This window comes from Daquilactobacillus linshuiensis, assembly GCF_052828685.1.
In genome coordinates, this window is the sequence record NZ_CM128255.1 from 683918 (window position 1) to 698811 (window position 14894).

Genomic DNA, 14894 nt, shown 5'->3' on the forward strand with positions numbered 1-14894 from the left:
AATATGAAAAGATATTTAGTACTTGAAGATGGATTCACACTTGAAGGTGATTCAATTGGTGCACCAATTGTTGCAGCTGGTCAATTAGTTATTTCAAATAATTTATATGGATTAGAACAAACTTTAACCGACGCCACTTATAATGGTCAAATTATTGCAATGACAGTTCCTGCTGCTGGAGCAACGGGTATTAATGCAAATGAGTACGAATCAATTGATCCAACTTGTAAAGGAATAATTTTTAACTCAGTTGCTTTATCGAATGAAACAAGCAAAAATCAGTCATTAGACGAATTTCTTAAGAAAAAAGATATACCCGGGATTACTAATATTGATACTAGAGCATTATCAAGACATGTTCAAAAATATGGACAATTAAAAGCAAGCATATCTGATACAGATGATGAACATTCAGTAGATCAAATTAAAGCATTAGTTATTCAACGCGACTTAGTTAAACAAGTATCAACTAGACAGCCATATCCTAATCCTAATTCTGGTAAGAAAATCATCGTTATTGATCTTGGTATGAAATATTCTATTTTAAGACAATTGTCTTATCGTGACTGTAATTCTATTGTTGTTCCTTATAACTACTCAGCTCAACAAATTAGAGAGTTAAAGCCTGATGGAATTGTTATATCAAATGGTCCTGGAAATCCTCAAAATATTCAACAGACAATCAATACAGTTTCTGAATTGCAAGAAGAATTTCCAATCTTTGCTATCGGATTGGGTCATTTAGTAATAGCGTTAGCAAATGAATGTCAGATAATCACAATGAAGTTAGGACATCATTCTACTTCTTATCCTGTTAAAGAAATTGCTAGTGGAAAAATTGAATATACAAATCACAATCATATTTATGCAATTAGTAATCGTGGAATTAAAGATGCTCATTTTATTGTGACTCATATTTGTCCTTCTGATGGAACCATTGAAGGTATTAGACATATGTACAAGCCAACAATATCAGTACAGTTTGATCCAGAAGCTGCACCTGGCGCCCAGGATATGACATATTTATTTGATGAATTTATTGATATGATCAATTCTTATGAACGAATTTAAAAAGTAGGTGAGATTTTGAAAAAAAATATACAAAATATATTAGTAATTGGTGCAACAAATAGCCCAACAAATGTTGATTTGACCAATTCTATTTATAGAACCTGCAGAATTATTAATAAATTAAATTTTAAAGTTACTTTATTAACAGAAAATCCTATCTCTATTTTAACTAGATCTAATTCGTTAGAGAATCTTGTTATTAAACAAATCACTTCAGTAACAGTTAACGAAGTAATTAAAGACTATAATATTGATGCAGTAATTCCCACTCTTGGAGATAGAAATGCTCTTAGTATAATTTCACAAAATAGTTTCCCATCTAATGTTGAAATATTAGGTGTTAATACACTTGCAGCTTTAGCAACAATTAATAGAGATGCTTTAAGTAATCATTTAGAATATAACAATTTACCCGTTATTAACTATATAAGTACGAAAAATGAAAATGACATTTATGATTTTGTGAGAAAAAATGAATTTCCCGTTATTGTTCGTAGAAGATTTAAAAATCATTTATCTTCAGGGTGGACAATAATTGAAAATTTATATGATTTAAACAATTTTATTGAACATGATCCTGAATTTGAAGATGCTGTTGAAATTGAAAAAAGTGTACATGGTCAAAGAGAATTTTCAGTAACAACACTAAGAGATAAATCTAATAATGTTAATGTAGTTGGAGCAATTGAAGATATTCAACCAATCGGTATTCACCATTTAGATTCATTACTTGTAACACCAACACTTACATTATCAAATAGTCAAATTCAAGAACTTAGAAAAGCAGCAATAAAAGTAACTAAGGCTTTCAATATAGTCGGAGTATGTACAACTCATTTCGCACTTAATCTAAACAATCCAAATGAATTTTACATTACCGAAATAATCCCTAGATTAAGTGAAGAAACAAAATTTTTAGAAACCGCATATAACTATCAAGTTGCCGAAATTGCAGCTCAATTAAATGTAGGTATGAATATTGATAAGTTAGAGAATTTAAATGGGGAAAAAGTAAACGCAGCTTATGAACCTAATATAGAATTCCTAACTATGAGAGTTCCAACTTGGAGTAATATTCAAGAAATACCTCTAGAGCCGAAAAAAACATCAAACGGAGCATTTATTGTCAGGTCAAATAATATTGAAGAAATATTGAAAAAAGGGCAGTTAAACGCAAAAATTTCTCAAACAAACGCTTTAAATTCTGGAAATCTTAAGAATTTAAATGATGATGAACTATTTGAAAAAATCATTCATCCAACTAACAGACAATTAAGTGTTTTGAAGATTGCTTTAAATAGGGGATTTGATGTTCCTTACTTATCAAAAGTAACAAAAATACATCCTGTTTATTTAGAATCATTAAGACGACTTTCTAAGATAAAATTAAAATTAGTACAAAATAAGGGGGACATAGAGATATTACGGACTGCTCTCGTTTGTGGATTCTCTATTGATGAGATATCAACACTTTGGAAAATTAGTTCTAATCAACTCAAAGAACTTATAAGTCAATCTGATATTAAATTTCAATTAAAGGATGCTGCCTTTGTAACGAATAACACTAAAAGTTTAGAATACATTCCAAGTATTGGTAAACATAACGAATTTACTTATAATGATCAAAAAGAAACCATAGTTATTAAAGCAAGTCCGGAAATGTCTTTTGAAGAACAAGTTAGAAACAACTTTTTAATTAGTAGAATTGCTCAAATAAGTCATAAGAATGGGTTTAATGCAATCTTAATTGATAAAACAACTCGAGAAACTATCAACATAGATGAAAGTAAAATTTCAAGAATTGTTGATCCTTTTGATGAAATTGATAAGTATAATTTATTGTCTAAAAATATTTTTAAGCACACAATAAAACTAACTAATGACTACTCAGACAAAAATGGTCTTCTTGATGAAGGAGAAACCAAAATTTTTGAAGACAATAATATAAAAAGTAATGATGAATACGAATTGAGTGTTTTAAAAGATACTTCAAATTGGCTTTTCACTTCATATGTTAAAAAAAATGTTACTGACGGAAGCTTTATAGCTGGATCAATAATCGATAAGGCATCGAATTTAAAAGAATTAGTAGATAATTTTTTGAAATATAATTTAACAAACGACCAAAAAAAATATGCTAAATTATTGAACTTCACTGTTTGTTTTATAAATGATGAAGTTAAAATAAAAAAAGTATCTATAGGATTTAATGATAATATCATTATTCATGATATCGTTAGCTCATTAAATCTGATAGACACTTATGTAAAACTGGTTATTGGTATTGACTTCAACCAATTAAATTTAGATATTAATGAAGAAAAATTTATTACTTCAAATAAAAAGAAAAGTATTTGCTTTAAAAATAACTCATTTACTATTCAAATTTAAATAGTTTTCCTTCAATTGCTCAACGAGCTCAACTTCAGGCGTAACTACAAGAGTCTTTTGACCTTCATAGATTACAAATCCTGGTTTAGCGCCGTTGGGTTTTTTTATTTTTTTAATTGGCACATAGTCTACTTCAACATTACTTGAATTTTTTGCTTTAGAATAATATGCGGCTAATTTGCCTGCTTGAAGCAAAGTTTCTTCATCAGGATCATTGCTTGAAATAACTACATGTGAACCAGGGATATTTTTTACATGAAGCCAAATGTAATTCTTTTTTGCTATTCTAAGAGTTAGTTGATCATTTTGAATATTATTTCTTCCAACAATGATTAAATCACCAGATGTACTAATAAATTTATTGCCAATTTCTTTATTATTCTTATGTTTTTTAGTTTTATTTTTTTTCTTGATATATCCTCCAACAATCAGTTCTTCTTTAATTTCTTGAAGATTATCAAGTTTAGACTCACTAATTTGATACAAAACAGATTCTAAATAGTTTATTTCTGCATTTGTTTCTTCAATTTGAGTATTAATAAAATTAATTGATTTTTTTAATTTCTGATAAGTCTTAAAATATTTTTGAGAATTTGCGGAAGGAGATAGCTTATTATCTAAAGGTATCGTTAGCTCTGAATTATCGTAATAATTATTTACTTTAATCTCTGACATACCTTGTTTTATATTATTCATATAAGTTGTTAGTAATTCACCATAAATCCGATATTTATCCATATTTTCGGTTTTTTTCAAATCTTTATTTAATCGTTTTAATTTATTTTTATCTTTCTTTAAAACACTATTCACGACTAATAAAAGATTTTCACCGCTGGATTTAACTCGATCATTTTGTGCTTTTTCTCGGAAAAAGACATCTAACATTTCAGATAGGGAAAAGTAGCTGGTTTTTTTATCTGAATCAGAAAAACTTTTAAATTCTATTGGGAAAAAATTAGATTTATTGTCTTTAATAATAATATTGGGATAAATATTATTGTTAATTTCATTAAAGAAATTTCTAAATGCGACTCTTTTAATATTTGATTCATTTAGCCTAAATTCTAGTTCTCTTGTTGTATCAGTACCTAGTCCTTCAAAATTGTTTTGTAAATCCTTTAAATCATCATCTGAAAAATCATTAAACGGATTCTTTTTATTTGTTTTTGGAGGAAAAACATATTTTTCAGAAGGCATTAATGTTCTAAACCTATTCTTAGAACTAGATACATGTTTAATTAAGTCAATTATTTTTTCTTCATTATCAACTAATACAATATTACTGTAACGTCCCATAATCTCGATAATAATCTTAAAATTAATTTGATAGCCCAATTCATCTTTTGTTTCTAAATAAATAACCACAATTCTATCGTTGCCGATTTGCTTGATATCAGTGATTATAGATCCATCAATATTTTTTCTCATTGACATTACAAAATTAGATGGCTTGTCAGGATTTGAAAAATCAATATTAGTTATCTGTATACGTGAATATATTGGATTTGCAGAAAGTAATAGTGGATAGTTCTTTCTATTACTTCTAATAGTTAATACTAGTTCATTTTTAAAAGGTTGTTGAATTTTTGAAATGCGTCCACCTAAGAGCTTTTCTTTTAATTCATTTACCATTGCATGTGTAAAAGTGCCGTCAAAAGACATATAAATCACCTCAATTTGTTTATCCTATATATTCTAACAGATTTTTTATGATATAATTCTATTACGTACTTTCAATTTGAAAATAGTGGTGATTTTAATGAAAATAGCAGTAGTAACAGATAGTACATGTTATTTACCAAAAGAAAACTTAGAAAAATATAATATAACGGTAGTGCCTATTCCTGTAATTATTGATGGAAAAACCTATCAAGAAGGTGTAGATATTACTACCGAGGAATTTTATGACAAGTTAAGAGTATCAAAAGAACTTCCATCAACTTCTCAGCCTCCTCTTGGAGAAATGGTTAATTTATATACAAAACTGGGTGATGAAGGTTATGACGCTGTTATCTCAATACATTTAGCAAGTACAATATCAGGATTTGTTAATACTTTGGGAACTGTAGCAGAAATGGTAACTAATACAAAAGTTATTCCTTATGATTCTCAAATAACAGTTTTATTGATGGGAAACTTAGTTCTACAGGCCGCAAAAATGGCGCAAGTTGGGGCAGACTTAGATGAGATTCTTGATAGTCTTGATAAACTTCGTGCAACAATGAATGAAGTTTTTATCGTAAATGATTTAAAAAACCTAGTTAAAGGTGGTAGACTTTCAAATGCTTCAGCCGTAATAGGAAGTATGCTAAATATAAAGCCTTTATTAACCTTTGATAATTCTAGTCATGCAATTGTTGCATATGATAAAGTACGTTCAATAAAAAAAGCATATGCAAGAGCTGCAAAAGAATTTCAAAAAGATAAAGAAAAAGCTGATTTTAGCTACAAACTAATAGTTATTCATGCTAATGACCCTGAAGAAGCAGAGAAGTGGAAGAATGATTTACATAAAAAATTCCCTGAAGAACATATTGAAATAAGCTATTTTGGACCAGTTATTGGTACTCATTTAGGTGAAAAAGCAATTGCATTGGCTTGGATTAAAGATATGAGTAAATAAAAAGAGCTAGAATTTAAATTCTAGCTCTTTTTATTTACTCTTTAACAGAATTCTTTTTTTCTAAATAATAATATATTGGTATTCCGACAATAGTTATTGCCAGTCCAATGATAGTTGTTAAAAATTGAGTGAAGAAAGTATTTACTAATATAAATAGTCCTCCTAGAATAGCAACAATCGGTATTATTGGATAACCTGGTACTTTGTATGGTCTTTGAAAATCTGGTTCAGTCTTTCTTAGTTTTATAACAGCAACAAACGACATTGTATAAAATAGCCAGATAACAAATATCAACATATTAGTTATTGCATCAAATTGACCAGATAGCATCATAACAAAAGCAATTACAAACTGAACAATACCTGCAACATAAGGAACTCCAGCTTTATTTAATTTAGAAAGCTTATTTGAAAATGGTAATTCTTTTTTTTGTCCCATTATGTAAGGTATTCTCATTCCAGTCATAATATAACCATTTAATCCACCGTAAACTGAAATCAAAATTCCGATGGTTATGATTTTTCCACCCATATCACCGAATATGACCTTTGAAACATCAGAAGCAATATTCATGTTACCGGCAACATGTGAAACTGGTGCTATCCAATAAAATACTCCGTTTACAAGAAGATATACAACCATGACAATAGCAATTCCAACAGATATTGCTAACGGTAAGTCTTTTTTAGGATTTTTCATTTCACCAGCAATATTTCCAACATGTAACCATCCGTCATAAGCAAACATTGTAGCCAATAATCCTTGACCTAAAGCAGTCCAGAATGGATGACTTGCATCTGATGCAATAGGGAACAAGCTTAGATGTCCTGTTCCTTTATGAAAGAATCCCAAAATAACAATAGCTATTAACGGAATTAATTTACATATTAATGCAATTGAAGTAACTCTACCAGCAAGTTTAATACTAATAAAGTTAATTAATAATACAGATAATGCACAAATCACTGCAACAGGAATGATGTACATATTACTCAATCCGAATAAATTAGCGAATTGTGTACCAAATGCAATTGCAATAGCTGCGACATTAGCAGGGAAGTATACAATTGCTTGGGCCCAACCGGATAGAAATCCCCAAAATTTCCCATATGAATGTCCAATATATCTTGTAAGACCACCAGTTTCAGGATACATCGCAGCTAACTCAGCAGCTGTTAACCCAGCACAGATAGTTATTAATCCACCAATTAACCAAGCAAACATAGCAAGACTTGCAGACCCAGTATATTGTGTAACAGCGGAAGCTTTAAAGAATACACCTGTACCAATTACGGTACCTGCAACAGTCGAAAGGGCAGCACCAAAACCAATTGATTTTTTTAGTCCTTTTTCATTTTCCATAGATTTATATCCTCTTTAATTATCCAATAGCACCATTAGGTTTAACGGGTGAGAAGAATTGATCGATAATTCCAGAAACTCTAGATAAGTCAACATTACCACCTGAAACCATGGCAACAACATTCTTGTTCTTTAACCATTTTTCATCAATTTTATGTGATTCTAAAGCAGCAGTTGGTAATGCTCCAGCACCTTCAGAAACAACTTTTGCTCTTTGCATTAAATCTTTCATTGCATTAGCAATTTCATCTTCACTTACGGTGACAATTTCATCAACTAATTCTTTAACAATAGGATATGTTATATCACCAGGAACTGCAACATCTGTACCATCTGCAAGGGTGAAGTCATCATGATGGAAAGTAATTTCTCCTTTATCAATTGATGCTTTCATTCCATGAACATTTTCAGATTGAACACCTACAATATGAATGCTAGGGTTAAATGATTTAAGTGCAATTGCCATACCTGAAATTAGACCACCGCCACCAACAGGAATAACAACTGTATCAACATCCCATAATTCATCAAGAATTTCTAATCCAATTGTACCTTGACCAGCTATAACTAGTTGATCATTAAATGGATCAACAATTGTTTTTCCTTCTTTTTCAGCGCGTTCATGCATCCATTTTTTTGCATCGTCAAAAGTTGCTCCATGAATATCAACTTCAGCACCATATCCTGCAGTTGCATCACGTTTTGCTTGTGGTGCTTCATCTGGCATAACAACTGTTGTTTTTATACCCAATAGTTTACCAGTTAAAGCTACACCTTGAGCATGGTTACCAGCTGAAACTGTTATGATTCCACGTTCTTTTTCTTCATCTGATAAGTGATTAATTTTATTATTTGCTCCTCTAAACTTGAAAGATCCTGTTAATTGCATATTTTCAAGTTTTAAAAAGACATTTCCATTTGTAACATTTCTACTTAAAAACATAGATTGGATAAGTGGGGTTTTACGTGCATATTCACTTACTACGTGTTTTGCTTCCTCAATATCTTGAATTGATATTCCTTGTATTTCTCCAACATTTCTTGTTGTCATAACTAAAGCCCTCCAATTTTTATGTTAAAAATGCTTTTATTTAAATAAGTGTATTTAAGTCAACATATTCGTGATCAACAGATCCTGCTAATCCTTCATTTGTAACTTTTCCTTCATATACATTGATACCTGAAGCTAATGCATCATCAGATTTAATAGCATCAACAATACCTTTTTCAGCTATTTCAAGAATATATTCTAAGTTTCCTGCTGCAAGTGCCATTGTTGATGTACGTGGTACAGCACCAGGTTGATTAGGAACTGCATAATGTAATACACCATGTTTTATAAATATAGGGTCATCAATAGTAGTTGGTTTATCAATTGTTTCAACAGTACCACCTTGGTCAATTGCTATATCAACAATTACACTTCCTTCTTTCATTGATTTAACCATATATTCCTTAACCAACTTAGGAGGTCTTGAACCTGGAATTAAAATTGTTGAAATAAATAAATCAGCATCTTTTATTTCTTTAGCTAAGTTCTCTTCAGTAGATTTTACTAGTCGGACATTTTGTCCTTTGAATTGTTCTTCTAATTGTTTTATTCTGTCATCATTTAGCTCGATGATTACTACGCTACAACCAAGTCCAAGTGCCATTTGAGCAGCATTTACAGCAGCATTTCCACCACCAAAGATCACTACATTACCAGGGTTAATTCCTGGAACATCAATACCTGGAAGTAAAATACCTTCACCTTTATGTTGTCCTTCAAGATAATAGGCACCCATAATTACTGATCTTCTACCAGCAATAGCTGACATAGGAGCAAGTAGGGCAAGTTTTCCATCTTTAACAATTGTTTCACCACCAATAGCAGTTACTCCTTTTTCAGCCATAGCATCAACAGTTTCTTTTGAAGAAGCTAAATGTTGGAATCCCCAGACAATTTTACCTTTTTCAAAGAATTTATATTCTGCTGATGTAGGCTCTTTAACTTTAATTGCAAGTTGTGAAGACCAAGCTTCTTCATGAGAAACAATTTTACCACCGGCAGCTTCAAATTCACTATCGGGGAATCCCGCACCAACGCCGGCATTTTTTTCAACTAGAACTTCATTTCCAGCATCAACCATTGCTTTTACATTAGAAGGGGTAGCGGCAACGCGACCTTCTCCTTCTTTTTGTTCTTTAATTACACCGATTTTCATACTAAAAATCTCCTTTTGTGATTTTTTTAACTTAATACACTTGTGATTATAGACTAGTATTTAAAAAAATCAAGACTATTTTTCGATTTTTTTACCAAATTAGCTGACACCATAAAATACTTATACATTAGCAATGAAAGCGTATTTTGTGAATTTACATTTTGCGTCATTTTTTAGTAAGTAGGGTAGAATAATGTTTTGTTTTTATTTTTATATTGTGAAAATAATTTCAATTGATAATTTTTTTAATAAAGAGTTGTTTATTTTCAGAAAATATTCTATACTTAATTTGTAATTTAGAATGATTCTTAATTGGAGATAAAAATGAAGAAATTAACATTATCAGAAAAAAATAACTTGGTCCGTGCAGCTGTAATGGGAGCAAATGATGGTATTTTATCAGTTTCTGGAATCGTGATTGGAGTAGCTGGGGCTACCTCAAGTACATTTGCCATCTTTATAGCTGGATTTGCGGGAGCTTTAGCTGGAACTGTTTCAATGGCCATGGGTGAATATGTTTCTGTCCATTCTCAAAATGACGCACAGGTTAGAGCAACAGAAGAACAGGAGTATGCTCTTGCTAATGAGTACTCAAAAGAGTTTGATTTTGTAAAAACTAAATATATGAATCAAGGTATTCCAGAAGAACTCGCTCAACAAGCTACTAAAGAAATGATGGATAAAAATGCATTAGAAACAACCGTTCGAGAACGTCATGGTTTTTCAGTTCATCATGAAGTCTCAGCTGTTGGTGCTGCTATAACTTCTATGATTGCTTTTCCTTTAGGATCTTTATTACCAATGATGTCAATTACTCTTTTTCCTCAAAATATTAGAATTTTAGCTACTATAATTGCTGTTTTAATCGCACTTGGCATAACCGGATATTTATCGGCTATGTTATCTCAAGCAAACAAAAAAACTGCTACATTAAGAAATATTATTGCAGGTATTTTTACAATGATTGTTACTTATACAATTGGAAGATTAATAGGAAGGTAATTCTTTATTATGGAAAACAAAAAAGATAGTCAAACTTTAGAGGAAAGATTAAATGTTATAAGGGCAGGAGTACTTGGTTCAAATGACGGAATTTTAACTGTAGTTGGAGTTCTTTTTTCAGTTGGGGCCGCTACTTCTAATCAATTTACAATTTTTATTGCAGGTTTAGCTGATTTATTGGCATGTGCATTATCTATGGCATCTGGTGAGTATGCTTCGGTGAGTTCCCAATCAGACTCTGAAAAAGTTGTCGTCTTTCAAGAAAAGGAACGATTAAGAAAATATCCTGAGAAAGTAAAAAAAGAAATAGAAAATATATACATAGAAAAGGGAATTAATAAAAGTACAGCCAATGACATTGCTGAAACTTTAATGAAAAAAAATCCCTTACAAACAATATTATCTTTAAAGTATGATATACAACTAAATCATTATGTTAATCCGTGGGGAGCTGCAATTTCTTCACTTATATCTGCAGCCATTGGTGGGGCATTTCCTTTAATAGCGTTAGTTATCACAACTGCTCACTGGCAATTTCTTACAACAATTATTGCAACAACAATAGCAGTAGGTTTGACTGGATACTTAAGTGCTATTATTGGTCATGGTTTACCTAAAAAAGCTATTATTCGTAATATAATAATTGGATTAGTAACCATAGCTATTCACTACGGAATTGGTTTATTATTTTAAAAAAGGAGAAAATATATGGGGGAACAAGATTTAACACTTGTTATAAATAGGCTCAAAAAAAATGGATATAAATTAACTGAACCTAGAAAAAAAATAATTGAATACATGATTAATCACCGCACACATCCAACCGTTGAAATGATACACAAAGATTTAAATAGTTTACCAATTTCTACTATTTATAATACTTTAGAGATATTGGTAAAAATTCATTTGGTCATAGAAATTGATAATCGTAATGATGATAAAACTCATTATGATTATTTTGGTAAGCCTCATTATCATGTAATATGTACAAATTGTGGAAAAATTGTTGACGCTAATGAGTTTGATTTTTCAAAACTCCCTGAAAGTGCAGAGAAAGAAACTAGTTATAAAGTTACTGGATTAAAAATCGAAGTTTTTGGACTTTGTCCAGAATGCCAAAAAAAATTAAATTAGAACTTTACATATCAAAATTCTAATGATATTATTTTATATGTAGTTTTGTTACGGCAAAACATATGGAGAGGTACCCAAGTCTGGCTTAAGGGAAGTTAGTATTTATACTATCTAGGTCGACTTTGTCGACGCGGCGGTTCAAATCCTCCCCTCTCCTTAAAGTAATAATAGCCTCTTCGTAATGAAGAGGCTATTATTTTATACAAAATAAAAAAGAGGCATTAATAATGAAATTTGTAGATTTATCAAAAAGACAATCAGATTGGGAAACATTCTCATTATCACATCCTCTTGGAAGTTACGCCCAGACAATCAATCAATTTAATATATTAAAGTCAAAGGGAACTAAAACATTTATTTTAGGCTTGGTAGATGATGAAGAAAACATAGTTGGTGGTAGCGTAGTGACTTATCAACATGTAAAGTTTGGGAATTTAGTAAATTTAGATCACGGTCCTTTAATAGACTATAGTGATAAAAATTTACTTTTAGCATTTTTTAATGGTTTAAAACAATTCTCAAAGCAATATAATGGATTATTTATTAGAGTTGTTCCAAATATTGTTTACCAAAAATATGATGGACATGGTAATCCAACTTCAGATAAAAATAATGAACCTTATGATAATCTTGAACTTGTCGGGTTCTCTCATGAAAACTTCCAAACAGGATTAATGGACTCTGGGGAGGTTTCATGGCAATATGTTAAAGAATTGGGTAATAGTTCTTATGATGATATTAAGAAAACATTTAGTAAAGATGTAACTTATTATTTAAAGAAGAATAAACAATTTGGTATAAAACTAAGAAAACTACCAAAAAACGAACTTGGTAAGTTTTATGATCTCACAGTTGATACCGGAAAACGTTTAGGTATTGGTTCTAAAAGTCTTGAATACTACGAAGATAGTTTTGATAGCTTTAAAGATAAGGTACAGTTTTTAGTTGCTGAAATTACTTTTTCAAAATATATTTCTGAAGAAGAACAAAAAATAAGCCAATTAGATGCTAAACTTGAAAAGATTAAACAAAAAATCGATAAATATCCCGCAAACGATAAGTTTAAGCGTCAATTTAATGAGTTTGAAGATCAAAAAAAATCACATGAAAATAGAATTAAGCGTGCAAAAGAACTTCAAAATAAGGCTGACAGTGATACAGTTATAATTGCAGGTGGAATGTTCATAAAATTACCACAGGAGATGATTTATTTATTTTCAGGTACTTACGAACAATATATGGAATTTTATGGCCCATATCAAATCCAAGATGCAATTATTCGTGAAACAATTGAGTCTGGAATATCTAGATATAACTTTTATGGTATTAATGGAACATTTAATGGTTCAGATGGAGTTCTCGAATTTAAGAGAAGTTTTAATGGTGAAGTTCAACAAATGATTGGTACATTTAATATGCCAGTAAATAATTTAAAATACTCACTTTACAAAACACTAAAAAAGATATTAGGTAGATAAAAAGTATATCCTTTGACGGATATACTTTTTTGTATCTCAGTAAATAACATATCTTAAAAAACGAGTTTATTATCTAATTACATTTAAGGTTACATAATATATATTATACGAAGTTAATGGTGACTTAAAAGATTACTTACTCTATTTAAGCTCCACTTTTTTAACTTTTTTAGCTGTAACAACAGACATAACTATAGCACCTAATGCTAAAACCGCTGAAATTATAAATGCTATATGCATACCATATATGAACCATTCAGGATGAGATGGCACATAGTTAGTTATAATTTTTCCTGATTTAATAGACATTCCTGCAAATAATATACTTGTAGCTAATGCAGATCCTGCAGAAAATCCTAAATTTCTAAATAACGCATTTATACTTCCTGCAATACCTAGTTCTGATTTTTTTACAGCGGACATTACCACATCACCATTTGGCGATTGAAATAATCCCATACCAATTCCTAGCAGCGAAGTAATTATAATATACAACCAGATTGGTGATTTATCAGTCATAAAAAAATACATTATATTGCCCAAAAATATTAGACTCGTTCCAATTATTTGTACACCAACTACATTCCACTTATCAGCTAGTGCACCTCCGATTGGTCCAAAAACTACCATTATTAACGGATAAATGATTAATAACATTCCCGCATATCCAGCACTATATCCTCTTGAAAGTTCTAAATAAAATGGAATAATAATTGTTGTAAAAAAATTTGCTATAAATATTAAAAATGCCGTACTTATTCCATAGGTGAATACCTTATTCGTAAATATTTTCATATTAAGTAATGGATTTAAAGTTTTTTTCTCAAAGAATATAAACAAAATAGCAGTAATGATACCAACACCTAACATAATAATAGTCAATAAATTATTATATCCCTTATCTTGTCCAATAAATATTCCTCCAAATACTCCAATTATTGAGATTGCTTGTAATAAAACTCCTAACCAATCAATACTTTCTTTTGAAAGAATGATATTTTTTGAAAAAACAAACCATCCTAAAATTATTGCAAATGCTCCAATAGGAATATTTATCAAAAAAATATATGGCCATGAAAAAACAGCTAATATAAAGCCTCCCAAACTAGGTCCAGCAATTGCACCTAGGGAAACAAATGTACCTATTAACCCCATCGCCCTTCCACGCTCTTTTAAAGGAAAAGTACTTGTTACCATTCCATAGGTATTTGAAAGTGTCATTGCTGAACCTATTGCTTGAACTGCTCTTCCTAACAACAATAAACTAAAATTTAATCCTAGACCTGAAATAGATGAACCTAATACAAAAACAACAGTTCCAATTCTAAAAACTAAATTTTTCCCCTTGATATCACCTAACTTACCAAAAAATAATAAGAGAGCTGACAATAAGACTAAATATATTGAAACTATCCAATTAATTTGATTCATTGGCACATTCAGTTTGTGTGATATAACTGGTAATGCAACATTCACAATACTCGAATCGAGATTTGACATAAATGCAAATATACCAATTACAATTAAGATTAACCATCTTTTAGGATTTTGTGTTTGTTCTTCCTTCTCCATTATAATCCATCCCCCTATATAGCTTACGATAAGAATGTTTTATACCTTTTCAA

12 protein-coding genes and 1 tRNA gene are annotated in these 14894 nt (G+C 30.3%); 8 read left to right on the plus strand and 5 right to left on the minus strand.

From position 1 onward, the window contains the following. Positions 1–3 precede the first annotated feature (3 nt). Both ACUV9F_RS03615 and ACUV9F_RS03620 read left to right on the plus strand, forming a co-directional pair. A complete protein-coding gene (locus ACUV9F_RS03615; RefSeq protein ID WP_446184319.1) occupies positions 4–1071 on the plus strand; it encodes a carbamoyl phosphate synthase small subunit in 1068 nt (355 codons plus the stop codon). Between the two features lie 15 nt (positions 1072–1086). After that, positions 1087–3462, plus strand: a complete 2376-nt coding sequence (locus tag ACUV9F_RS03620) for an ATP-binding protein (RefSeq protein ID WP_446184320.1) — start codon at positions 1087–1089, stop codon at positions 3460–3462. Here ACUV9F_RS03620 and ACUV9F_RS03625 read toward each other — a convergent pair. Continuing rightward, complete coding sequence (locus ACUV9F_RS03625; RefSeq protein WP_446184321.1) at positions 3442–5124, minus strand: Rqc2 family fibronectin-binding protein; 1683 nt, start codon at positions 5122–5124, stop codon at positions 3442–3444. The two genes, ACUV9F_RS03620 and ACUV9F_RS03625, sit on opposite strands and share 21 nt — an antisense overlap. Positions 5125–5221: 97 nt before the next feature. On the opposite strand from ACUV9F_RS03625, the gene ACUV9F_RS03630 reads away from it, so the two are divergent. Then, the gene (locus ACUV9F_RS03630) at positions 5222–6085 is read left to right on the plus strand and encodes a DegV family protein (RefSeq protein WP_446184322.1); all 864 of its coding nucleotides are present in this window, start codon (positions 5222–5224) and stop codon (positions 6083–6085) included. Positions 6086–6119: 34 nt separating this feature from the next. Here the strand turns inward: ACUV9F_RS03630 and ACUV9F_RS03635 are convergent, their stop codons facing one another. The 3 genes from ACUV9F_RS03635 to ald are packed head-to-tail and all read right to left on the minus strand — an operon-like array spanning position 6120 to position 9655. Then, positions 6120–7448, minus strand: a complete 1329-nt coding sequence (locus tag ACUV9F_RS03635) for an APC family permease (protein WP_446184323.1) — start codon at positions 7446–7448, stop codon at positions 6120–6122. Between the two features lie 19 nt (positions 7449–7467). After that, positions 7468–8499, minus strand: coding sequence for a bifunctional threonine ammonia-lyase/L-serine ammonia-lyase TdcB (gene tdcB, locus ACUV9F_RS03640; RefSeq protein WP_446184324.1), 1032 nt, complete (start codon positions 8497–8499; stop codon positions 7468–7470). A 40-nt stretch (positions 8500–8539) separates the two neighbouring features. Further along, positions 8540–9655: an alanine dehydrogenase gene (ald, locus tag ACUV9F_RS03645; protein ID WP_446184325.1), complete on the minus strand. Its 1116-nt coding sequence runs from the start codon at positions 9653–9655 to the stop codon at positions 8540–8542. Between the two features lie 324 nt (positions 9656–9979). Here ald and ACUV9F_RS03650 point away from each other — a divergent pair, with 324 nt between their 5' ends. The 5 genes from ACUV9F_RS03650 to ACUV9F_RS03670 all read left to right on the plus strand — a co-directional run bounded on the left by ACUV9F_RS03650 (position 9980) and on the right by ACUV9F_RS03670 (position 13269). Continuing rightward, positions 9980–10657, plus strand: coding sequence for a VIT1/CCC1 transporter family protein (locus ACUV9F_RS03650; protein WP_446184326.1), 678 nt, complete (start codon positions 9980–9982; stop codon positions 10655–10657). Between the two features lie 9 nt (positions 10658–10666). After that, a complete protein-coding gene (locus ACUV9F_RS03655) occupies positions 10667–11350 on the plus strand; it encodes a VIT1/CCC1 transporter family protein (RefSeq protein WP_446184327.1) in 684 nt (227 codons plus the stop codon). Positions 11351–11365: 15 nt separating this feature from the next. Then, positions 11366–11791, plus strand: a complete 426-nt coding sequence (locus ACUV9F_RS03660; RefSeq protein WP_446184328.1) for a Fur family transcriptional regulator — start codon at positions 11366–11368, stop codon at positions 11789–11791. A gap of 64 nt (positions 11792–11855) precedes the next feature. Continuing rightward, positions 11856–11948 (plus strand) — tRNA-OTHER (locus tag ACUV9F_RS03665). A gap of 70 nt (positions 11949–12018) precedes the next feature. Then, positions 12019–13269, plus strand: coding sequence for a peptidoglycan bridge formation glycyltransferase FemA/FemB family protein (locus ACUV9F_RS03670; protein ID WP_446184329.1), 1251 nt, complete (start codon positions 12019–12021; stop codon positions 13267–13269). Positions 13270–13410: 141 nt separating this feature from the next. Here ACUV9F_RS03670 and ACUV9F_RS03675 read toward each other — a convergent pair whose 3' ends face one another. Continuing rightward, complete coding sequence (locus ACUV9F_RS03675) at positions 13411–14841, minus strand: MFS transporter (RefSeq protein WP_446184330.1); 1431 nt, start codon at positions 14839–14841, stop codon at positions 13411–13413. Positions 14842–14894 lie beyond the last annotated feature (53 nt).